The 21294-nt window shown below is 71.8% G+C and carries 19 protein-coding genes; 15 read left to right on the top strand and 4 right to left on the bottom strand.

All coding sequences use genetic code 11. The features are described from left to right. Positions 1 to 76: 76 nt before the first annotated feature. From AC6CH9_RS08650 to AC6CH9_RS08610, 9 genes are all read left to right on the top strand, one after another. Positions 77 to 1066: a carbohydrate ABC transporter permease gene (locus tag AC6CH9_RS08650; RefSeq protein ID WP_498154516.1), complete on the top strand. Its 990-nt coding sequence runs from the start codon at positions 77 to 79 to the stop codon at positions 1064 to 1066. Beyond that, positions 1066 to 1995 carry a carbohydrate ABC transporter permease gene (locus AC6CH9_RS08645; RefSeq protein WP_498154515.1) on the top strand — a complete coding sequence of 310 codons (930 nt, stop codon included), beginning with the start codon at positions 1066 to 1068 and terminating at the stop codon, positions 1993 to 1995. The genes AC6CH9_RS08650 and AC6CH9_RS08645 overlap by 1 nt, the downstream gene beginning before the upstream one ends. A gap of 57 nt (positions 1996 to 2052) precedes the next feature. After that, the gene (yicI, locus tag AC6CH9_RS08640; protein ID WP_498154514.1) at positions 2053 to 4350 is read left to right on the top strand and encodes an alpha-xylosidase; all 2298 of its coding nucleotides are present in this window, start codon (positions 2053 to 2055) and stop codon (positions 4348 to 4350) included. Between the two features lie 120 nt (positions 4351 to 4470). Continuing rightward, complete coding sequence (locus AC6CH9_RS08635) at positions 4471 to 5961, top strand: GH1 family beta-glucosidase (RefSeq protein ID WP_498154513.1); 1491 nt, start codon at positions 4471 to 4473, stop codon at positions 5959 to 5961. Positions 5962 to 6673: 712 nt separating this feature from the next. After that, positions 6674 to 6919 carry a glutaredoxin-like protein NrdH gene (gene nrdH / locus AC6CH9_RS08630; protein WP_498154512.1) on the top strand — a complete coding sequence of 82 codons (246 nt, stop codon included), beginning with the start codon at positions 6674 to 6676 and terminating at the stop codon, positions 6917 to 6919. Between the two features lie 79 nt (positions 6920 to 6998). Further along, the gene (nrdI, locus tag AC6CH9_RS08625; RefSeq protein ID WP_021480850.1) at positions 6999 to 7430 is read left to right on the top strand and encodes a class Ib ribonucleoside-diphosphate reductase assembly flavoprotein NrdI; all 432 of its coding nucleotides are present in this window, start codon (positions 6999 to 7001) and stop codon (positions 7428 to 7430) included. A 14-nt stretch (positions 7431 to 7444) separates the two neighbouring features. Next, a complete protein-coding gene (nrdE, locus tag AC6CH9_RS08620) occupies positions 7445 to 9604 on the top strand; it encodes a class 1b ribonucleoside-diphosphate reductase subunit alpha (protein WP_064314889.1) in 2160 nt (719 codons plus the stop codon). 137 nt (positions 9605 to 9741) lie between these two features. Next, positions 9742 to 10722 (top strand): class 1b ribonucleoside-diphosphate reductase subunit beta, encoded by a 981-nt coding sequence (gene nrdF, locus AC6CH9_RS08615; protein WP_498154511.1) that lies wholly within the window; start codon positions 9742 to 9744, stop codon positions 10720 to 10722. A 75-nt stretch (positions 10723 to 10797) separates the two neighbouring features. Then, entirely contained in the window at positions 10798 to 11667 is an 870-nt protein-coding gene (locus AC6CH9_RS08610) for a fructosamine kinase family protein (RefSeq protein ID WP_498154510.1), read from the top strand. An 18-nt stretch (positions 11668 to 11685) separates the two neighbouring features. Here the strand turns inward: AC6CH9_RS08610 and AC6CH9_RS08605 are convergent, their stop codons facing one another. Together AC6CH9_RS08605 and AC6CH9_RS08600 are read right to left on the bottom strand one after the other, a co-directional pair. Then, entirely contained in the window at positions 11686 to 12246 is a 561-nt protein-coding gene (locus AC6CH9_RS08605; RefSeq protein WP_498154509.1) for a phosphoribosyltransferase, read from the bottom strand. Between the two features lie 153 nt (positions 12247 to 12399). Then, positions 12400 to 13386 (bottom strand): FKBP-type peptidyl-prolyl cis-trans isomerase, encoded by a 987-nt coding sequence (locus AC6CH9_RS08600; RefSeq protein WP_498154508.1) that lies wholly within the window; start codon positions 13384 to 13386, stop codon positions 12400 to 12402. A 220-nt stretch (positions 13387 to 13606) separates the two neighbouring features. Between AC6CH9_RS08600 and AC6CH9_RS08595 the strand changes: the two genes are divergently transcribed. The 3 genes from AC6CH9_RS08595 (at position 13607) to AC6CH9_RS08585 (ending at position 15680) form a co-directional block, all read left to right on the top strand. Further along, positions 13607 to 13912 (top strand): Rv1322 family protein, encoded by a 306-nt coding sequence (locus AC6CH9_RS08595; protein ID WP_498154507.1) that lies wholly within the window; start codon positions 13607 to 13609, stop codon positions 13910 to 13912. Between the two features lie 33 nt (positions 13913 to 13945). Further along, positions 13946 to 14803: an alpha/beta hydrolase gene (locus AC6CH9_RS08590; RefSeq protein WP_498154506.1), complete on the top strand. Its 858-nt coding sequence runs from the start codon at positions 13946 to 13948 to the stop codon at positions 14801 to 14803. Between the two features lie 88 nt (positions 14804 to 14891). Further along, complete coding sequence (locus tag AC6CH9_RS08585) at positions 14892 to 15680, top strand: alpha/beta fold hydrolase (RefSeq protein WP_498154505.1); 789 nt, start codon at positions 14892 to 14894, stop codon at positions 15678 to 15680. 39 nt (positions 15681 to 15719) lie between these two features. Here AC6CH9_RS08585 and AC6CH9_RS08580 read toward each other — a convergent pair whose 3' ends face one another. Then, positions 15720 to 16166 (bottom strand): hypothetical protein, encoded by a 447-nt coding sequence (locus AC6CH9_RS08580; protein WP_498154504.1) that lies wholly within the window; start codon positions 16164 to 16166, stop codon positions 15720 to 15722. A 3-nt stretch (positions 16167 to 16169) separates the two neighbouring features. After that, positions 16170 to 17603 (bottom strand): cell envelope integrity protein TolA, encoded by a 1434-nt coding sequence (locus AC6CH9_RS08575; protein WP_498154503.1) that lies wholly within the window; start codon positions 17601 to 17603, stop codon positions 16170 to 16172. 375 nt (positions 17604 to 17978) lie between these two features. On the opposite strand from AC6CH9_RS08575, the gene AC6CH9_RS08570 reads away from it, so the two are divergent. Genes AC6CH9_RS08570 through AC6CH9_RS08560 form a run of 3 tightly spaced genes read left to right on the top strand, consistent with a single transcriptional unit; the run spans position 17979 to position 21222 of the window. Continuing rightward, a complete protein-coding gene (locus AC6CH9_RS08570) occupies positions 17979 to 19217 on the top strand; it encodes a hypothetical protein (RefSeq protein WP_498154502.1) in 1239 nt (412 codons plus the stop codon). Continuing rightward, the gene (locus tag AC6CH9_RS08565; RefSeq protein ID WP_498154501.1) at positions 19214 to 20251 is read left to right on the top strand and encodes a DUF8094 domain-containing protein; all 1038 of its coding nucleotides are present in this window, start codon (positions 19214 to 19216) and stop codon (positions 20249 to 20251) included. The genes AC6CH9_RS08570 and AC6CH9_RS08565 overlap by 4 nt, the downstream gene beginning before the upstream one ends. A 20-nt stretch (positions 20252 to 20271) precedes the next feature. After that, a complete protein-coding gene (locus tag AC6CH9_RS08560) occupies positions 20272 to 21222 on the top strand; it encodes a tetratricopeptide repeat protein (protein WP_498154500.1) in 951 nt (316 codons plus the stop codon). Positions 21223 to 21294 lie beyond the last annotated feature (72 nt).

Below are 21294 nucleotides of genomic sequence, written 5' to 3'. Positions count from 1 at the left end.
CCGGTCGGGGCCGATCCCAGGATCGCCCCGGCCGGCCCGGGCCCCCACCCGAGGACCTCCCGCGAAAGAGACCGTCATGACCACCCGCACCGACACCGTGCCCGAGGCCGGGCCCGGCCCCGCGCGCGAGGCGTCGCGCGCGACCGCGGCGCCCCGCCGCCGTCGCCGGCCCGCCTGGCTCCCGTACCTGCCCTACCTCCTGCCCGGCGCGGTGGCGTTCGTCGTCGTGATCGGCTACCCGTTCGTGATGAACGTCTACTACAGCCTGTTCAAGTGGCGCGGCGGCATGGCGCCGATGCGCTGGTACGGGCTGGGCAACTACGCCGACCTCCTGCACGACTCGGCGTTCTGGACCTCGTTCCAGAACTCCATCGCGATGATCCTCGCGATGGTCGTCGCACCGACCCTCATCGGGCTCGTGCTCGCAGCCGTGCTGTTCGACTACCTCGGACGGCGCTTCGGCCCGCGCGTCGCGGCCTTCCTGCGCGCGACGTACTACCTGCCGCAGATCCTGCCCGTCGCCGTCGCCGGCGTGCTGTGGAACTGGATCCTCAACTCCCAGACCGGCGCGCTCAACGTGATCCTGCGCGGGATCGGCATCGAGAACCCGCCCAACTGGCTCGGCGACACGACGACCGCGCTGCCGAGCGTCATGCTCGTGCTCATCTGGGTGCAGATCGGCTACCCCGTCGTCATCTTCATGTCCGCGCTCCAGCGCGTGGACCCCGAGCTGTACGAGGCGGCCGAGCTCGACGGCGCGGGCTGGTGGCGTCGCTTCGGGGCGATCACGATCCCGCAGATCCGCCCGGAGACGTTCGTCGTCACGCTCACGTGCACGGTCGCCGCGCTCAAGGTGTTCGGTCCCATCTACGTGCTCACGCGCGGCGGGCCCGAGAGCTCGACGCTCGTCCCGAGCTACTACTCGTACCTCAACTTCTTCGACAAGTCGAAGGTCGGCTACGGCGCCGCGGTGGCGACCGTGCTCACCCTCGTCATCATCGTCGTCGCCGTCGTGATCCTCGCGTTGCAGAGCCGCGCCGAGCGTCGTGAGCAGGAGGGCCGCTGATGTCCACCGTCACCACCACCCCGACCGCGGACGGCACGCCCGCGGCGCCCGCGTCGTCGTCCGGGTTGCACCGCCCCCTGCGGGCCACGCGCCAGGACGAGCGCTACCGCCGCGGCGTCGGTCGCTGGTTCGTGCTCGCCGCGGCGATCCTCGTCGCCCTGCTCATGCTGTCGCCGTTCGTCATCATGGTGCTCAACGCGTTCAAGTCGCCGGCGGAGTACTCCCAGGACGGCCCGCTGAGCATCCCGAAGGAGCTCTACCTCGAGGGCGTGCAGAACTTCTGGACGCGCACGAACTTCCCGCAGAAGCTCTGGAACTCCGTCTTCATCTCCGCGCTCGTCGCCGTGTTCGGCACGCTCCTGTCGCTGCTGAGCGCCTACGCGATCGGCGTCGGCCGCATCAAGGGCCGCCTCTGGATCGTCACGCTCTTCCTCGTGGCCAACATGCTGCCGCAGGAGGCGCTCATCTACCCGCTGTTCGACATGGCGCAGAAGGTCGGCCTGTCGAACTCGCAGTGGTCGATCATCATCATCTTCACCGTCATCCAGGCGGCGTTCGGCACGTACCTGCTTGCGTCCGTGCTCGGCACGTTCCCGCCCGCGCTGCTCGAGGCCGCGCAGCTCGACGGCGCCGGCCGCTGGCGCATCCTGTGGCAGGTCGTCTACCCGATCGTCAAGCCCACGCTCGGCGTCCTCATGATCTTCTTCTTCATCTGGACGTGGAACGAGTTCTTCATCCCGTTGGTCATGCTGACGACCAACGACACCCAGACGATCCCCATCGCCCTCGCGTCGCTCCAGGGCGACCGGATGATGGACGCCCCGACGACCAACGCGGGCGCGCTCGTCTCCCTGGTCCCCGCGCTGATCTTCTTCCTCATCTTCCAGCGCACGCTCACCCGCGGCGTGACGGCCGGCGCCGTCAAGTGAGGCCCCCGGCCTGACGCCCCGAGACACCGATACGCACCGACGAAGGAAGCACCACCCATGAAGTTCACCGACGGGTACTGGCAGGTCCGACCGGGCATGCACCCGCTCTACGCGGTCGAGGTCGACGACGTCCGCGCGGACGAGGCGGCCGGCACGCTCACCGTGTACGCGCCGACGGCGAAGATCCGCGGTCGCGGCGACACGCTCAACCGCCCGATGCTCACGACGACCTACTCCTCGCCCGCGCCCGGCGTGATCCGCGTGCGCGTGGAGCACCACCAGGGCGCGGTGCGCCGCGGCCCGGCGTTCCAGGTGACCGGCGAGCCCGGGTTCCGGCCCGAGGTCGAGGTGCACGACGACGTCGCGGTCCTGCGGTCCAAGGACCTCGCCGTGCGCGTGCACCGTGGCGACCGGTGGCGCGTCGACTTCGAGGCGGACGGCGAGGTGCTGACGTCCTCGCTGCCCAAGTCGGTCGGGCACGTCACCGCCGACGACGGCCGCGCCTGGACGCACGAGCAGCTGGCGCTCGAGCCGGGTGAGCTCGTCTACGGGCTGGGGGAGCGGTTCGGCCCGTTCGTCAAGAACGGTCAGGTCGTCGACATCTGGAACGAGGACGGCGGCACGTCGAGCGAGCAGGCGTACAAGTCCGTCCCGCTCTACCTCACGACCAAGGGCTACGGCGTGTTCGTCGAGCACCCGGAGAAGGTGTCGTTCGAGGTCGCGTCCGAGGTGAACACGCGCGTCCAGTTCTCCGTCGAGGGCCAGGCGCTCGAGTACCTGGTCATCCAGGGCCCGACGCCCAAGGACGTGCTGCGCCGGTACACCGCGCTCACCGGCCGTCCGGCGCGCGTGCCCGCGTGGTCGTTCGGGCTGTGGCTCACCACGTCGTTCACGACGAGCTACGACGAGCAGACGGTGAACGGGTTCATCGACGGCATGGCCGAGCGCGACCTGCCGCTGTCGGTGTTCCACTTCGACTGCTTCTGGATGCGCGAGTACCAGTGGGTCGACTTCGAGTGGGACCCGCGCACGTTCCCCGACCCCGAGGGCATGCTGCGCCGCCTGCACGACCGCGGGCTCAAGGTGTGCGTGTGGATCAACCCGTACGTCGCGCAGCGCTCGCCCCTCTTCGCGGAGGCTGCGGAGCAGGGCTTCCTGGTCAAGCGTGAGGACGGGTCCGTGTGGCAGTGGGACCTGTGGCAGGCGGGCATGGGCCTGGTGGACTTCACCAACCCCGACGCGACCGCGTGGTACGTGGGCAAGCTCGAGGGCCTGCTCGACCAGGGCGTCGACTGCTTCAAGACCGACTTCGGCGAGCGGATCCCGGTCGACGGCATCGTGTGGCACGACGGCTCCGACCCGCGCAAGATGCACAACTACTACGCCCAGCTCTACAACGAGGCGGTCTTCCGGCTGCTCGAGCGCACGCGCGGCGAGGGCGAGGCGGTCCTGTTCGCGCGGTCCGCGACGGCGGGCGGCCAGCAGTTCCCCGTGCACTGGGGCGGCGACTGTGACTCGACCTACGCGTCGATGGCCGAGTCGCTGCGCGGCGGCCTGTCCATGTCGATGTCCGGCTTCGGCTACTGGAGCCACGACATGGGCGGCTTCGAGGGCACGCCCGACCCGGGCGTGTTCAAGCGCTGGACGGCGTTCGGCCTGCTGTCGTCGCACTCGCGCCTGCACGGCTCGGGCTCGGTCCGCGTGCCGTGGGCGTTCGACGACGAGGCCGTCGACGTCACGCGCAAGTTCACGCACCTCAAGCTGTCCCTCATGCCCTACCTCGGGCGGGTGGCCGAGGAGGCGCACACCGACGGCGTGCCGATGATGCGGCCGCTCGTGCTCGAGCTGCCGCACGACCGTGCCGGCTTCACGGCGGACACGCAGTACCTGCTGGGCGACGCGCTCCTCGTCGCGCCCGTGTTCCGCGCGGACGGCCGCGTGGAGTACTACGTGCCGGAGGGCACGTGGACGCGCCTGGTCCAGCCCGACGACGGCCCGGCCCTGAGCGAGACCGTGACCGGCCCGCGCTGGGTCACCGAGACGCACGGGTTCGACTCGCTCCCGGTGCTCGTGCGCCCGGGGACCGTCCTCCCGGTCGGCGCCCGTACCGACCGGCCGGACTACGACTGGGCCGACGGCGTCACGCTGCACGCGTTCGAGCTGCCCGACGGCTACGACGAGCTCGTGGTCGTCTCGCCGTCGGCCGGCGCGGCCGGGGCCACGTTCCGCGTGCGCCGGTCGGGTGCGACCCTCACCGTCTCGTCCGACGACGCCCCCGCGGCCTGGTCCGTGCGGGCCGGCGCGGCCTCGGCCGAGGCGCACGGCGCGACGAGCGTGACGATCGACCTCGGCTGAGGACGTATCCTGGGCGAGCATGTCATGGAAGCGCTCCCATGGCATGCTCGCCCTCTTGCTACACCCACCGACCACCCGTCGCGGACCACGTCGTCCGACGACCGAGCAGCGAGGACCCTCGTGACCACCGACACCACCGCCCCCGTCGACGTCGACGCCCAGGCCGCACCCGCGTCGTCGGGCCGCCGCACGTTCCCCACCGACTTCCTCTGGGGCTCAGCCACCGCCGCGTACCAGATCGAGGGCGCCGCCGCCGAGGGCGGACGCACGCCGTCCATCTGGGACACGTACTCCCACACCCCGGGCCGCACGCTCAACGGCGACACCGGCGACGTCGCGGACGACCACTACCACCGGTGGCAGGAGGACGTGCAGCACATCGCCGACCTCGGCCTCGGCGCGTACCGGTTCTCCATCTCGTGGTCGCGCGTGCAGCCGGGCGGCACCGGGCCGCTCAACCCCGAGGGCGTCGCGTTCTACTCGCGCCTCGTCGACGCGCTCCTCGAGAAGGGCGTCAAGCCCGTCGTCACGCTCTACCACTGGGACCTCCCGCAGGAGCTCGAGGACGCCGGGGGCTGGGCGAACCGCGACACCGCGTACGCGTTCGCCGAGTACGCCCGCCACATGGCCCGCGAGCTCGGCGACCGGGTCGACACCTGGACGACCCTCAACGAGCCGTGGTGCTCCGCCTACCTCGGCTACGGCTCCGGCGTGCACGCGCCGGGCCGCACCGAGCCCGCCGCGGCGCTCGCGGCAGTGCACCACCTCAACCTCGCGCACGGTCTCGCCGTCCAGGCGATCCGCGACGAGCTCGGCGAGGACGCGAAGACGTCCGTCACGCTCAACCTGCACGTCATCCGGCCCGACGACCCGTCGTCGGCCGCGGACCTCGACGCGGTGCGCAAGATCGACGCGCTCGCCAACCGCGCGTTCCTCGCGCCCATGCTCGACGGCGAGTACCCCGCCGACCTGCTCGCTGACACCGCGCACGTGAGCGACTGGTCGTTCGTGCGGGAGGGCGACCTCGAGACGGTGCGCCAGCCGCTGTCGATCCTCGGCGTCAACTACTACTCGACCGTGCGCGTGCGCCACTTCTCCGGCGAGGGCGAGCGGTCCGAGAACGACGGCCACGGCGCGTCGAGCCACAGCCCGTGGATCGGCGTCGACGACGTGGAGTTCGTCCAGCAGCCCGGCCCGTACACCGCGATGGGCTGGAACATCGAGCCCGGCGGCATGACCGAGCTGCTCGTCTCCGTCGCCAAGACCCACCCGCACCAGCCGATGATGGTCACCGAGAACGGCGCCGCGTTCGCCGACGAGGTCACGGTCGACGCCGACGGGACCGCCCGCGTGCACGACGACCGCCGCGTCGCCTACCTGCACGACCACGTCGACGCCGTCGGTGCCGCGATCGACGCGGGCGCCGACGTGCGTGGCTACTTCGCGTGGTCGCTGCTCGACAACTTCGAGTGGGGCTACGGGTACGAGCGCCGGTTCGGCATCATCCGCGTCGACTACGACACGCTCGAGCGCACGTGGAAGGACTCCGCGCACTGGTACCGCCGGCTCGCGACGTCGAACGCGCTCCCCACAGTCGCCGAGACCGCCTGACGGTAGTCGCCGGCGCCGCCCGTCGCTGAAACAGACGGTCGTTCGACGAGGGCCCGCCCGGTCGCACCGGGCGGGCCCTCGTGCGCCCAGGTCGGCCGAGGTAGAGCCCTGGTCTGCCGAGGTAGAGCCCTGGTCTGCCGATGGAGCGCGGTGGTCGCTGATCGGCGCGACCGGGTGGTGACCTTTCTCGCATGCCGCGCGCTCGCCGTGCGACACGCCGAAGGAGCGCGACACGCCGACGAGTTCGACGTTCGTCGTGTCCCAATTGGGCTGTTTCGCGGGGTGGCCGGGTGGAGCCGCGCGACGGCGGAGGTGGCCTCGTGAGGCACCCTCCCCGGGCCTCACAGGGTGTGGACCGGCGCCGTCCCCACCCTGTGGACGATGCCCCGCCGTCCGCGAGAGGACGCCGTTCCTGATGCCTCCGAGCGGTGGACGAGGGGCTGTGGACGACGCCCTCCAGGGGAGTGTCAGAGGGCGGTGGGACCATGGTTCCATGGCTCCTACCACATGCCGACGGGTGAAGTGCGACCACGACATCTAGTGCGGTGGCGCGGTCTCGACCACTAGGTATAGTGGTTGCACACCCAGGGGGCCGGAGGCCTCCTGGCGAATCACATAGACGTAGTTCCACCGGTGTCCTTCGAGGTCAGAGACGTTTCTCCCTCCCCGAGGACCGATCCCGGACAGAGCGCGAGAGACGAGGAGTCACCCCATGAGCGTCACGGTCTACAGCAAGCCGGCTTGCGTTCAGTGCGACGCGACGTACCGCGCTCTGGACAAGAAGGGCATCGAGTACTCCGTCGTGGACATCAGCCAGGACGCCGAGGCGCTCGAGCTCGTGCGCGGGCTCGGCTACCTGCAGGCGCCCGTGGTGATCGCCGGGGACGAGCACTGGTCCGGGTTCCGTCCCGACCAGATCAACGCCCTCGCGCAGAAGGTCTCGCCGGTCGTCGCCTGACCGGCCTCCCGGGGCGCCGTGAGGCGCCCCGACCACGTACGGAAGCAGGCGGAGCAGGGCAGGACGGAGGTGCGTCCCCGTGGGGTCGCTCGTGTACTTCTCCAGCGTCAGCGAGAACACGCACCGGTTCGTCCAGCGGCTCGACCTGCCGGCCCTCGGCATGGACGTGCAGCGCATCCCGCTGCGTCCGACCGAGGGCTTCCTGCGCGTCGAGGAGCCGTACGTGCTCATGGTCCCGACCTACGGGGGCGGCAACGAGGGCGGTGCCGTCCCGCGCCAGGTCGTGAAGTTCCTCAACGACGTGCACAACCGGTCGTTGATCCGCGGCGTCATCGCCGCGGGCAACACCAACTTCGGCGAGGCCTACTGCATCGCCGGCGACATCATCTCCGCGAAGTGCCAGGTGCCCTACCTGTACGCCTTCGAACTCCTGGGAACAGCCGAGGACGCCGCGCGCGTCCGCGACGGATTGGGACGATTTTGGCAACGACAGTCACGGATTCCGGCGTGAACTCCGCGAGCGCAGTGGCGGGTGACGTCGAGCTCGCGCCCCAGCAGGTGCCGCTGGCGAGCACCCAGCTCGACTACCACGCGCTCAACGCGATGCTGAACCTCTACGGCCCGAACGGCGAGATCCAGTTCGACAAGGACCGCGAGGCCGCGCGCGCGTACTTCCTCCAGCACGTCAACCAGAACACCGTCTTCTTCCACGACCTCCAGGAGAAGCTCGACTACCTCGTCGAGAACAAGTACTACGACCCGGCCGTCCTGGCGAAGTACGACCGCGCGTTCGTGAAGTCCCTCTTCGAGTTCGCGTACGCCAAGAAGTTCCGGTTCGAGACGTTCCTCGGCGCGTTCAAGTACTACACGTCGTACACGCTCAAGACGTTCGACGGGAAGCGGTACCTGGAGCGCTTCGAGGACCGCGTGTGCATGGTCGCGCTCGGTCTCGCGGACGGGAACGAGCAGGCCGCTCTCGACATCGTCGAGGAGGTCATCTCGGGCCGCTTCCAGCCCGCGACCCCGACGTTCCTCAACGTGGGCAAGGCGCAGCGCGGCGAGCCCGTGTCCTGCTTCCTGCTGCGCATCGAGGACAACATGGAGTCCATCGCACGCGGCATCAACTCCGCGCTGCAGCTCTCCAAGCGCGGCGGCGGCGTCGCCCTGCTCCTGTCGAACATCCGTGAGCACGGCGCGCCCATCAAGCACATCGAGAACCAGTCGTCCGGCGTCATCCCCGTGATGAAGCTGCTCGAGGACTCGTTCTCCTACGCGAACCAGCTCGGCGCGCGCCAGGGCGCCGGCGCCGTGTACCTGCACGCGCACCACCCGGACATCCTGCGGTTCCTCGACACCAAGCGCGAGAACGCCGACGAGAAGATCCGCATCAAGACGCTGTCGCTCGGCGTCGTGATCCCGGACATCACGTTCGAGCTCGCCAAGAAGAACGAGGACATGTACCTCTTCTCGCCGTACGACGTCGAGCGCGTGTACGGCAAGCCGTTCGCCGACATCTCGGTCACCGAGAAGTACGACGAGATGGTCGACGACTCGCGCATCCGCAAGACGAAGATCAAGGCGCGCGACTTCTTCCAGACGATCGCCGAGCTGCAGTTCGAGTCCGGCTACCCGTACATCATGTTCGAGGACACGGTGAACAAGGCGAACCCGATCAAGGGCCGCATCACCCACTCGAACCTGTGCTCGGAGATCCTCCAGGTCTCGACGCCGTCGACGTTCAACGAGGACCTCTCGTACGACCACGTCGGCCGCGACATCTCCTGCAACCTCGGCTCGCTGAACATCGCGAAGACGATGGACTCGCCGGACTTCGCCAAGACGATCGACACTGCGATCCGCGCGCTCACCGCGGTCTCGGACCAGACGAGCATCGAGTCGGTGCCGTCGATCAAGCGGGCGAACGAGGCGGGCCACGCGATCGGCCTCGGCCAGATGAACCTCCACGGCTACCTCGCGCGCGAGCGGATCCACTACGGGTCCACCGAGGGCGTGGACTTCACCAACATCTACTTCTACACGGTCGCCTACCACGCGATCGCGGCGTCGAACCGCCTCGCGATCGAGCGCGGGCGCGCGTTCGGCGGCTTCGAGGACTCGAAGTACGCGAGCGGCGAGTACTTCGACAAGTACACGGACCAGGTGTGGGAGCCGGAGACCGAGCGCGTGCGCCAGCTCTTCGCCGACGCCGGCGTGCACGTGCCGACGCAGGACGACTGGAAGGCCCTCAAGGCCTCGGTCATGGAGCACGGGATCTACAACCAGAACCTCCAGGCCGTCCCGCCGACCGGCTCGATCTCCTACATCAACAACTCGACGTCCTCCATCCACCCGGTGCCGTCGAAGATCGAGATCCGTAAGGAGGGCAAGATCGGGCGTGTCTACTACCCGGCGCCCTACCTGACGAACGACAACCTCGAGTACTACGAGGACGCGTACGAGATCGGCTACGAGAAGATCATCGACACGTACGCCGCCGCGACGCAGCACGTCGACCAGGGCCTGAGCCTCACGCTGTTCTTCAAGGACACGGTCACGACGCGCGACGTCAACCGCGCGCAGATCTACGCGTGGCGCAAGGGCATCAAGACGCTCTACTACATCCGCCTCCGCCAGATGGCCCTCGAGGGCACGGAGGTCGAAGGTTGCGTCAGCTGCATGCTGTAGTCGCCTGAGGCAACTGTCGGTTGCCTCGATGCCCGACGCCGTCGGCCACGTCCTGGAGAGGCGTGGCCGACGGCGCAGGGTCCGGTCCCACGAAGTCGTCCCGGTCGGTCCGGGGTCAGCAGGAGAGAAGAAGGCAGATGTCGCCCACGGGGAAGCTCAAGCTCATCGATCGCGTGAGCGCGATCAACTGGAACCGTCTCGAGGACGAGAAGGACCTCGAGGTGTGGGACCGCCTCGTCGGGAACTTCTGGCTGCCCGAGAAGGTGCCGGTGTCGAACGACATCCAGTCGTGGCACACGCTCACGGCGGAGGAGCAGCAGCTCACGATGCGCGTGTTCACCGGTCTGACGCTGCTCGACACGATCCAGGGCACGGTCGGCGCGGTGTCGCTCATCCCCGACGCGATCACGCCGCACGAGGAGGCGGTGTACACCAACATCGCGTTCATGGAGTCGGTGCACGCCAAGAGCTACTCGTCGATCTTCTCGACGCTGTGCTCGACGCGCGAGATCGACGACGCGTTCCGCTGGTCGGAGGAGAACCCCAACCTCCAGCGCAAGGCCGAGATCGTCATGGAGTACTACAAGGGCGACTCGCCGCTCAAGCGCAAGGTCGCGAGCACGCTGCTCGAGTCCTTCCTCTTCTACTCCGGCTTCTACCTGCCGATGTACTGGTCGTCCCGCGCCAAGCTGACGAACACGGCCGACCTCATCCGCCTGATCATCCGTGACGAGGCCGTGCACGGGTACTACATCGGCTACAAGTTCCAGAAGGGCCTCGAGAAGCTCTCCCCGGAGGAGCGCGACGAGCTCAAGGGGTACACGTTCGAGCTGCTCTTCGAGCTGTACGACAACGAGGTGCAGTACACGGAGGACCTCTACGACGGCGTCGGGCTCACCGAGGACGTCAAGAAGTTCCTGCGGTACAACGCCAACAAGGCGCTCATGAACCTCGGCTACGAGGCGCTCTTCCCCAAGGACGAGACCGACGTCAACCCGGCGATCCTCTCGGCGCTGTCGCCGAACGCCGACGAGAACCACGACTTCTTCTCCGGCTCCGGCTCGTCGTACGTCATCGGCAAGGCCGTGAACACCGAGGACGACGACTGGGACTTCTGACCGTCGCGCGCCCCCGAGGGCCCGGACCTGCACATACTGCGGGTGCGGGCCCTCGGCGTCTGGCATAGTCCCGCCATGGGCATGCTCAGGGAGCGGCTGCGCGCCGCGGGCCTCGACGACGTGACCTCCGTCGAGCCGGTGAGCGGTGGGCTCGCGGCGACGGCCGGGCTGGCCCGGCGGGCCGACGGCGAGCCGCTGTTCGTCAAGGCGTTCGACGCGGACGCCCCGGGCGACGACGTCTTCGCCGTCGAGGCCGAGGGCCTGGCTGCCCTCCGTGCCGCCGGGCTGGAGACCCCCGAGGTGGTTCACGCGGGACCGGACCTGCTCGTGCTGTCGGCGCTCGCTCCGCGGCCCTCGACGCCGGACTTCTGGGAGGAGCTCGCCCGCTCGCTCGCGCGCCTGCACACCACGACGCGGAGCGACCGCTTCGGGTGGCACCAGGACGGCTGGCTCGGCCGCCGTCGGCAGGTGAACACGTGGACGGAGGACGGCTTCGAGTTCTTCGCGGAGCACCGGCTGCTGCGTTGGCTCACGGAGCCCCGGGTCCACGCCGCGCTCGACGCCGCCGACCGCGCGGCGCTCGAGCACCTGTGCGCGCGGCTCCCGGAGGTCCTCCCGGGAGGGCCTGCCTGCCTGACGCACGGCGACCTGTGGGCGTCGAACGTCATGGCAACCGTCGACGGCCGCCCGGCGTTGATCGACCCGGCCGTCTCCTACACGTGGGCGGAGGTCGACCTCGCCCACGTGTGGACGACCGCGCCCCCGCCCGAGGCAGATGCCTTCTTCGGGCTCTATGCGGATCTCACGGGCCTCGACGACGACTGGCGTACGCGCCTGCCCGTCGTCCAGCTCCGGCAGCACCTGGCCGTCATCGCGCAGTTCGAGCCCGACTGGGGTGCGGCGGACGCCGTCCGCGCGACGCTGGCCCCCTTCCGGACGCGCTGACCGACCACGGCCGTCCGCTCAGTCGTTCGGCCGGGACTGCGCGCCCTCGACGGGCGGGTCGGCCGACCACGGGAACGTGATCCAGAGGTCGGTGTCCTTCCACGAGTAGTCCGGCTGGATGATGGTGCGCGGCTTGGTGTAGAGCACCGCGGATCGCGCCTCGGCGCCGTGGGTGCCGAGCATCTCCATGACCAGGGCGAGCGTGCGGCCCGAGTCCGCGACGTCGTCGACCACGAGCACGTGCGCGCCCGGCAGGTCGGAGGTGTCCATGAGCGGAGGGAGCACGCGCGGGTCGGTGAGGGTCTGGCCGATGTCGGTGTAGAACTCGACGTTGAGCGTCCCGACGCCCTTGGTCCCCAGCGCGTACGCGACCGCACCGCCGGGAAGGAGGCCGCCGCGCGCGACGGCGACGACGACCTCGGGCCGGAACCCGCTCGCGACGACCTGCTCGGCGAGCTCACGCGCAGCGACGCCGAAGGTCTCCCACGTGAGCACCTCGCGCTCCGGCGGGACGGCGGGGCTCGGCGACGACGCGTCGTCGGGCGCGGAGGGAACCGGGGTGGTGGAGGCGTCCGTCATGGATCGAGCGTACGTCGCGCGACGCGCGGGCTCTGCCGGTCCAGGTCCCGGCGGCCCGGGACCGATGGCCCGGCCCGCTACCCGCGACGACGGAGGGCCGCACCCCCGTGTCGGGTGCGGCCCTCCGTGGAGCGGCGTCGGCTCGGTGCCGGGTCAGTACGCCGCGAGGATGTCCACGACGAAGACGAGGGTCTCGCCCGCGAGCTCGTTCGAGTTCGTGTCGCTCTTCTCGCCGTAGCCGAGCGACGGCGGGATGACGAGGAGCACCTGGCTCCCGACGGTCTGGCCGGACAGGCCCTGGGTCCAGCCGGCGACGACGCCGCTCAGCGGGAAGGTCGAGGGCTCACCGCGGTCCCACGACGAGTCGAACTGCTCGCCGTCGAGCTTCCAGCCCGTGTAGTGCGCGATGACGGTCTGGTCCTCGGTGACCTCGGGGCCGCTGCCCTTGATGAGCGGCTGGACGACCAGCTCGGTCGGCGCGGTGTAGCCCTCAGGGATCTCGATCGACGGCTTGCCCGTGTCGTCGAGCGTGACGACGGGCAGGCCCTCGGCGGGGGTCACGGCCTCGCCCTCGGCGCGGTCCGGGACGTCCGCGGGGTCGGGAGCGACCGGGGCGTCCTCGACCGCCGTGACCTCGCCGACCGTGAGGACGGCCGAACCGTCCTGCCCCGGCGCGGCGAACAGGAAGCGCGTGCCGACCTTCTTGCCGACCAGCGCCTCGAGCAGCTGCGGGTACACCTGGTCGTCGAGGACGACCGGCTGCGCCGAGTCGTCCTCCCAGGTCGAGCCGAGCTTCGACCCGTCCGCACCGGAGTACGCCGCCTGGTGGAGCGTGACCTCCTGGCCCTTGGCGATCTCGTCACCGTCGCCGTCGTTCAGCGAGAGTGCGGCCGCACCGGATACCTCGAGCGGGGCCTCGAACTCGACGGTCGGCTCGCTGCCGGGGTCGCCCGTGACCGTGACGGCCTCGAGCACCGCGACGTCCTCGGGCGCCGACGTCGCGCCGTCGGTCGCGCCGTCGGAGGCGGACGGGCTCGGCGACGTCTCGTCGCCGGACCCGCCCTCCGACGAGCAGCCGGAGAGGACGAGGGCGGCGCCCAGGGTGAGCGCGGCGACGCCGCGCAGGGTGCGGTGCTTCACGAGGGGGGTCCTTCGGGTCGGTGGGACGGCGAAGCCGTCGGGTCTGGGCCGCACCCGCACGACGGCGGTCGTCGGCGTCCCGGGTGGGGGCCGCCTCGCGTCCGCACGCCGGGTGCAGCACCGGCGCGGACACTCTAGCGGTCCTGCCTGGACACCTGCTGGGAGCGGTCCTCGCGACGCTCGCGCGAGGCCGCGCGCGCCGCCGGGGGAGAATGGGCGCATGCCGTCGCGCCGACCGTCCCGCAAGCGACCCTGGGGGGCGGAGCACGCCCCCCTCGACCTGGACCGTGCCCTCGGCGGCGCGCGCCGCGAGTCCGCGACCGACGGCGAGTGGCAGGTCCGGACCGTGCGCGGCGGGTCCAAGACGTACCTGTGCCCAGGATGCAACCAGGAGATCCCGCCCGGCACGGGCCACGTCGTGGCCTGGCAGGAGGACTCGTTCTTCGGCGCCGAGACGGCGCTCGACCACCGCCGGCACTGGCACACGTCGTGCTGGCAGGCGCGCGGGCGCCGTCGTCCCCGGTAGGGGTCCGCGCTGGACGAACTAGGCTCGACCCTGATGAGCACCGCACCCGATCCCGCGCCCGCCGGAGCCGACGCGCCGGCCGGTCCGACCCCCATCCGGTCCTTGACGGTCCTGCCCGCGCGGCGCGAGGACGTCGAGCTGCACACGGCGGACGGGCTGACGCTCGTCGGCGAGCTCGCGCTCCCCGCCGACCGCGACCCGGTCGCGACGCTCGTGACCCTCCACCCGCTGCCGACGCACGGCGGCTACATGGACTCGCACGTGTACCGGAAGGCGGCGTGGCGCCTGCCCGCGCTGGCGGACCTCGCGGTGCTGCGGTTCAACACGCGCGGGACGTCGTCGCCGCGCGGGACGAGCGAGGGGACGTTCGACGGTGGCGAGGCCGAGCGCTACGACGTCGCCGCGGCCATCGAGCTCGCGGAGTTCCGCGACCTCCCGCACCCCTGGCTCGTCGGGTGGTCGTTCGGGACCGAGCTCGCGCTCAAGCACGGGACGGACCCGGCCGTGGAGGGCGCGATCCTGCTGTCGCCGCCGCTGCACCGCGCGACGGACGAGGATCTGGACCGGTGGGACGCGTTCGGCAAGCCGCTCGTGGTGCTCGTCCCCGAGCTCGACGACTACCTGCGCCCCGACGAGGCGCGCCGACGCTTCGCGCGCGTGCGCAACGCCGAGGTGATCGGCGTCGACGGCGCCAAGCACCTGTGGGTGGGGGAGCCGTCCGTGCGGCGCGTGCTCGACGAGATCGTGGGCCACGTCCGGACAGGGTTCCCGCTGCCGCTGCCGACCGAGTGGTCCGGCGACGGGACCCGGGCCGTGACGGCCGAGCGCGACACCGCCGACTCCGACCAGGCGAGCTACGACGCGAGCCGGTCGGACGGCGTGGACGACTGACACCCCCCGGCGGGAGGGTCGCGGCCGTGGCACGGTGGGACGAGACCTGATGCTGATGGCCACGGAAGCACGACCTGAGGAGGACGACGTGACGACGCCCCCGCTCGAGACCTTCACGCTGCGCGAGGGGTACGGGACCCCGCTCGTGCTGCTGCACGGCTTCCCGCTGGACCACCGCATGTGGGCCGACGTCGCAGCCGCGCTGCCGGGTGAGCCCACCGTCGTCGCCGTGGACCTCCCGGGGCTCGGCGCGAGCCCGCTCGCGGGCGGTCCCCCGTCGATCGACGCCTCCGCCGACGCCACCGCCGCCGCGCTCACCGCGGCGGGGATCACGCGCGCGGTCGTCGCGGGGCTGTCGATGGGTGGCTACGTCGCCCTCGCGCTCGCGGAGCGGCATCCCGACATGGTCGCCGGCCTCGGGCTCGTGGACACCAAGTCGACCGCAGACACCGACGAGGCCGCCGCCAACAGGCTGCGCATCGCGGACGACGCCGCGCGGTCCCAGACCGTCGACGCCGTCCTCGGCATGCCCGGCGTGATGCTCGGCGAGACGAGCAAGGCCGCGCGCAAGCACCTCACCGCGAGGGTCGAGGAGTGGATCCGCGGCCAGCGGCCCGACGGCGTCGCGTGGTCGCAGCGCGCGATGGCGGCCCGGCCGGACCGCACCCACGTCCTCGAGGACTTCGCCGGCCCGGTGGCCGTCGTCGTGGGGGAGGAGGACACGCTCACGCCCGCGGCCGAGGCGGAGCACATGGCCGACGCCGCGCCCGCCGCGCAGCTGGTCCTCGTGCCCGGGGCCGGGCACATGAGCGCGGTCGAGGACCCGGCGGCCGTCGCGGACGCCCTGGCAGACCTCCTGGCCCGCGCTGCGGCCTGACCACGCGGGCCGTCCCCGCCGTGCCGTGCCCGCCGGCGGTCAGCGCCCGTCGAGCACCAGCGCGAGCGCGTCCGCGAGGTCGATCGACTCGCCGTCCCGACCGCCCTTGCCGAGCACGAGCGGCGGGTCCGACGGCTCGACGACCACCCCGCGCAGCCGCCCCAGCACGGTGCCGGGCACCCCGAGGACGTAGAACTCCCCGTCCTCGCCGACGGCGACGCTGCGGTTGCGGCGCAGGTACCAGCCCTTGAGCGGGGTCCGGTAGGTGGTGCTGCCGTCGAACGACCGGGCCCGCAGCGGCTCGGGCGCGAGGCCGCGCTCATGAGCACGCACCACGAACTCGGCGAGGAGCGCGCGCGCCGCGGCGCTCTCCCGCGCGCGCTGGCGGTCGAGCTCGCGCTGCTGGTGCGCCGCGGCCTCGGTCCGCTGCCGACGCCAGTCGTCGGCAGCGGACCCGGTGCGGCCCGACGGGTCCGCGGAGGACACCGGTCAGGCCGGCGCGGGAGCGTCGGTCGCGGTCTCGGCCTCGGCGTCCGCCTGACCGGCGGAGCCACGCTTCGTCGAGGCGCCCGACCCGCCCTGCGGGGCCGGCTCCTCGGCGACGACCGGGAACTCCGCCGTCATGAGCGTCGCCGCGCGCGCCTGCTGCGCGGGCGTGCCCGCGGGCACCGCCGCCTTCTTCTTCGCGGGAGCCTTCGCGGCCTCGGCCTCGCCGCCGAGGAGCCCTCGCAGCTCGTCGAGGTAGGTGTTGATCGAGTCGTGCTGGCGCGTGAGGTCCTCGAGCTGGCGCTGGGCCACGTTGCGCTGCTGCTCGGCCTCCGCCTTCGCGTCGCTGACCGTCTGGTCCGCGAACGACCGCGCCTCGGCGACGATCTGGTCGGCGTTGCGACGGGCCGTCGACATGAGGTCCTTGACGTACGCGTCGGACTCCCGGCGAACCTTCTCGGCCTGCTCCAGCGCGAGCGCCACACGCTTCTCGGCCTCCGCCGCGTGCTCCTCGGCCGTGGAGACGAGCTTCTCCGTCTCGGCCTTGGCGGCGGCGTGCCGCTCCGCGTTCTCGCGCTCCGCCTCCTCGCGGCGACGCACGACCTCGAGCTCGGCGTCCGCGAGCGCGGTACGGGCCTTGTCGCGCAGCTCCTCCATCTCCGACGTGACCGCGTTGGCGGCCTCGGTCGCCTTGCGCTGCGCCTCGTCGACCTGGCGCTGCGCCTCACGGCGCGCGTTCTCCAGGAGCTCGGCGGACTCGCGCTCGGCGGCCTCGCGCTGGGCGGCGGTCTCCGCCGCGACACGGGCGCGCAGCTCGGCGGCCTCGCGCTCGGTGGTGACGCGGAGCTCCGTCGTCTCGCGCTCCGCCGTCGCCTTGAGCGTCCCGAGCTCGCGCTCGAGCGACGCGCGGCGCTCGCTCTCCTCGGTGGCGATGGCGCTCTGGATGCGCGCGGCCTCGCGCTCGGCGGAGCCGACGAACTCCTCGGCCCGGCGCTGGGCGCTGAGCAGCGTGCCCTCGGCCTCCGACGCGCTCGTGGCACGGATCTCCTCGGACTCGAGCCGCGCGCTGTTGAGGAGCTCGGCGACCTCGTTCTCGGCGCGGGAGCGGACCTGACCGGCCGAGAGCTTGGCGCGCGCCATGATGTCGGCGGCCTGGGCGTTGGCCTGGGAGAGGATGTCCGCGGACTGCTCCTCCGCCGAGCGCATGAGCTGCTCGATGCGGGAGCCGAGGCCGGCGTACGAAGGGCGTTCCGCCTCGCGGAGCTGCCGCTGCGCGTCGGAGAGCTCGCTCGTGAGCTGCATGGCGCGGGCGTCCGCGGCCTCGACGCGCGAGCGCGCGTCCTCCACGGCCTTCTCCAGCTTGGCGAGCTGGGCCTCGACCTGGACGCGGTCGTACCCGCGCATCGTGATGGGGAAGAGCGTGCGCTCGTCGGACACGTCGATGACCTCCGGTGCTGGTTCGTCGCGGCGTCCGCCGCCGGGCGGCGTCCCTCGTGAGGAGGGAGGGCGCGGCGGTCGTGCCACGGCCCCGCCGTGCTCCGACCAGGATACGGGGATCGGGCTGTCCTGAATACCCGGATTGGAGCAGGTGAGACGATGGTCGCAGTGCTGCGGGACTGGCGGCACAGGGCGAGGCGGCAGGCCGGTCCGACGGCGCCGCGCCCGCCCTTCCTGAAGGTCGGCTGACGAGCGTGGGACCGCGGGGAGAGGGGCTCGTGAACGGATCGTGAGGATCCGTGCACGATCCCCCGCGGTCGATCCACGAGGGGTTTCGCACCTATTCTGGAACGTCGATCGACGAAGGGAAGCTCGGTGCTCCAACGAATCATCGCCGCCCTCCTGCTCGTGGGAGGGCTCGTCGCCGTCGGCCTCGGCGTCGCGTCCGCCACGGTCTGGCGGGACAGCGACACCGTCGTGGCGACCACGGCCTACACGGGGGACGGGACCATGCTCGTCACCGAGCCCGGGGTCCTGGACCTCGTGGCCGAGGACGTGACGATCCGTGCCACGGCACCGGGCGAGCAGCAGGTGACCCTCGCGATCGGGCGCGAGGTCGACGTGACCGGCTGGGTCGGGGAGGACGCCCACGGCGTGGTCACCGGGCTCAGCGACTGGGACGCGCTCGCGACCCGCGCGGTCGAGCCGGCCGCTGCGGAGGAGACGCCCGCGGAGGGCGAGACTCCTGCTGACGGCGAGGCTCCCGCAGAGGGGGAGACCCCGGCCGAGGATGCTCCCGCCGACGGTGAGACGCCTGCCGACGGTGAGGCCGCAGAGGGGGAGTCCCCTGCGGGCGACGAAACCCCGGCCGAGGGCGAGACGCCGACCGAGACTGCCGTCGTCGGTGTCGACCCCGCGGGGTCGGACATGTGGTTCGAGGAGTCGACGGGCGCGGGCTCGGCGAGCCTGCGCTGGTCCGACCAGCCCGGCCGCTGGCAGCTGCTCGTGGCCGGCGTCGGGGAGGGCGCCGTCGCCCCGACGCTCGAGCTCTCCTGGCCGCGCCAGGTCGAGACGCCGTACCTGTGGCCAGGCGTCATCGGCGGTGCGGTGCTCATCCTCCTGGGCCTCGGGATCGGCGCCGCGAGCCTGCGACCGAAGCGCCGCGGCCCGTCGGGGCGCGGCACCGCGACGTCGGCCACCCCCGCGGTCGCCCCGGCTGCGGACGCGCCGGGAACGTCGTCGGGCGAGCGCCAAGACGAGACGGCCGACGGAGAGGTGCCGACCGACACGGCGCAGGTGCGCATGCTCACGCGACGCGAGCTCCGCGAGCGTGAGGAGGCCGAGCGGCTCGCCCAGCAGCAGGCGCGTGCCCAGAAGCCCCGGCGCGCGTGGCTCACCGGTCAGATCCCCATCGTCGCGCGAGGCGAGCGGCGGCCCAAGACCGCGGCCCAGCCGGCCGTCGACGCGGCCGACGGGCACCCGACCACGCAGGACAGCGCGACGACCCGTGCCGACGCCTGGCGTCGGGCGTGGGGATTCACCCCGGGCAGCACGGCGGGCGAGGCGCCCGACCCGCAGCGTGACACGGACGAGACGAAGGACAGCACCCGATGATCAGCACCACCCGCGACACGGCACGCCCTCGCGGCGCGCGCCGTCACCTCGCCGGGGTGGCCGGCGGTCTGGTCGGCGCGCTCCTGCTCGCCGCCTGCTCCTCCCCGCTGCCGACGGCGCAGCCGGACCCGACCCAGGACCCGCCCCCTCCCGTCCTCTCCGAGGCGCAGGAGACCGTGGTGCTGGACGCGGTCGCGTCGGCGCTCGCGGCGGCGAGCGAGGCCAACGACCCGAAGCAGCTCGAGGGCCGCGTCGTCGGCCCGGCGCTCGCCATCCGCACGAGCCAGCTCGCCGTCGCCGTCGCACGCGGCAACGCGGACCTCGTGACCGAGCTGCCGACCGAGGCCCAGCAGGTCGTCATCCCGACGACGCAGACCTGGCCCCGCACCTCGTATGCCGTGAGCGTCCAGCCCGAGAGCCTCCAGACCCCGCGCCTGTCCGTGCTCGAGCAGGCCGGCGCGCGGGATCCCTATCAGCTCTGGGCGTGGGTCCGCCTGCTTCCCGGTGTGACCATGCCGAGCTTCGCCGACCCGAGCATCGGGAGCGAGGCCGTCGCACCCGACGACTCGAGCCTCCTCGTCACGCCGACGGACGCCGTCGCGCAGTATGCCGACGTGCTCAACCTGGGGACGGGCTCCGGCTACGCCGAGGCGTTCGAGGACGACTCCTTCCGGACGCTGCTCGCCGAGCGCGCCCAGGCCTGGACCACGGCGCTCGAGCCCGCGGCCGGCAAGTACGCGCTGACGTTCACGCCCGACGCCGACGAGCAGGTCCGCGCGGTCCGCACCGCGGACGGCGGCGCGCTCGTGGTCGGCGCCATGACGTCGGCGGAGTCCATGACGGCCGAGGAGGGCGCGCAGGTCCCGCCCGACACCGAGACGATCAAGGCGCTCTACGGCGACAAGACCCCGACGAACGTGCTCAAGGTCGGGTACCAGGACGTGGTCGCGCTCTACGTCCCGCCCGCCGGGTCGGAGGAGAAGATCCGCGTCGTGGGCAACGAGCACGTCGCGACGTCCGTCGCGAACAGCTGACCCTCCCTAGGATTGCCTCCATGAGCGAACCTACCCAGCAGCCCGCGTTCGACGTGCGCGGAGCGGTCGACCTGTCCGCGCTGAACCGGCCGCAGTCCCCGCCGCCGGGGGAGGAGGGCGGCGCGCCCGCGGCCGGAGGCTACGTCGTCGACGTCACGGACGAGACGTTCGGCCAGCTCGTCCAGGACTCGACGCAGTACCCGGTCGTCGTCCTGCTCTGGATCCCGACCGACCAGGCGAACGCCCAGCTCGGCACCGACCTCGGCGCGCTCGCCGGCGAGTATGCGGGCCGCTTCCTCCTGGCCCGCGTCGACGCCCAGGCGTACCCGCAGATCACCGCCGCGTTCCAGGTGCAGGGCGTCCCGACCGTCGTCGCGATCCTCCAGGGGCAGCCGGTGCCGCTGTTCCAGGGTGCTGCGCCCGTGGAGCAGGTGCGCTCGGTGATCGACCAGGTGCTCCAGGCCGCCGAGGCGAACGGCGTCACCGGCCGGGCGCCGTCCCAGGGCGGCGACGGCGAGCCGGTGCCCGCCGAGCCCGCCCCGGAGCCCGAGCCCGAGCTCCCGCCGCTGCACCAGGAGGCGTACGACGCGATCGAGCGCGACGACCTCGACGCCGCCGTCGCGGCCTACGAGAAGGCGATCAAGCAGGACCCGCGCGACGCGCTCGCCGTCGCCGGCCTCGCGCAGGTGCGGCTCCTCCAGCGCACGCGCGACGCCGACCTCGGGACCGTCCGCGCCGCGGCCGCCGCCGCACCGCAGGACGTCGACGCCCAGCTCGCCATCGCGGACCTCGACATCCTCGGTGGCCACGTCGACGACGCGCTCGGCCGCCTGCTCGACCTCCTCCCCGGCGCGGACGCCGACGGCAAGGAGAAGCTGCGCGTGCGCCTCCTCGACTACTTCGAGGTCGTCGGCCCCACCGACCCCCGCGTCGGCAAGGCCCGCCAGCGCCTCGCGATCAGCCTCTACTGAGACACGAGCGCGGCGTAAGCACCCCTCTCGACGGCGGCCGGTCACCTTACGGTGACCGGCCGCCGTCGCGCT

This window comes from Cellulosimicrobium sp. GQ32, assembly GCF_059758455.1.
This window is presented reverse-complemented; position numbering and strand designations above follow the sequence as displayed.

What these genes read in the sequence shown, in the direction of transcription:
- AC6CH9_RS08650 (WP_498154516.1), top strand. Translation starts at nt 77, where the DNA reads ATGACCACCCGCACCGACACCGTGCCCGAGGCCGGGCCCGGCCCCGCG.
- AC6CH9_RS08645 (WP_498154515.1), top strand. Translation starts at nt 1,066, where the DNA reads ATGTCCACCGTCACCACCACCCCGACCGCGGACGGCACGCCCGCGGCG.
- yicI (WP_498154514.1), top strand. Translation starts at nt 2,053, where the DNA reads ATGAAGTTCACCGACGGGTACTGGCAGGTCCGACCGGGCATGCACCCG.
- nrdH (WP_498154512.1), top strand. Translation starts at nt 6,674, where the DNA reads ATGAGCGTCACGGTCTACAGCAAGCCGGCTTGCGTTCAGTGCGACGCG.
- nrdF (WP_498154511.1), top strand. Translation starts at nt 9,742, where the DNA reads ATGTCGCCCACGGGGAAGCTCAAGCTCATCGATCGCGTGAGCGCGATC.
- AC6CH9_RS08610 (WP_498154510.1), top strand. Translation starts at nt 10,798, where the DNA reads ATGGGCATGCTCAGGGAGCGGCTGCGCGCCGCGGGCCTCGACGACGTG.
- AC6CH9_RS08605 (WP_498154509.1), bottom strand. Translation starts at nt 12,246, where the DNA reads ATGACGGACGCCTCCACCACCCCGGTTCCCTCCGCGCCCGACGACGCG.
- AC6CH9_RS08595 (WP_498154507.1), top strand. Translation starts at nt 13,607, where the DNA reads ATGCCGTCGCGCCGACCGTCCCGCAAGCGACCCTGGGGGGCGGAGCAC.
- AC6CH9_RS08590 (WP_498154506.1), top strand. Translation starts at nt 13,946, where the DNA reads ATGAGCACCGCACCCGATCCCGCGCCCGCCGGAGCCGACGCGCCGGCC.
- AC6CH9_RS08565 (WP_498154501.1), top strand. Translation starts at nt 19,214, where the DNA reads ATGATCAGCACCACCCGCGACACGGCACGCCCTCGCGGCGCGCGCCGT.
- AC6CH9_RS08560 (WP_498154500.1), top strand. Translation starts at nt 20,272, where the DNA reads ATGAGCGAACCTACCCAGCAGCCCGCGTTCGACGTGCGCGGAGCGGTC.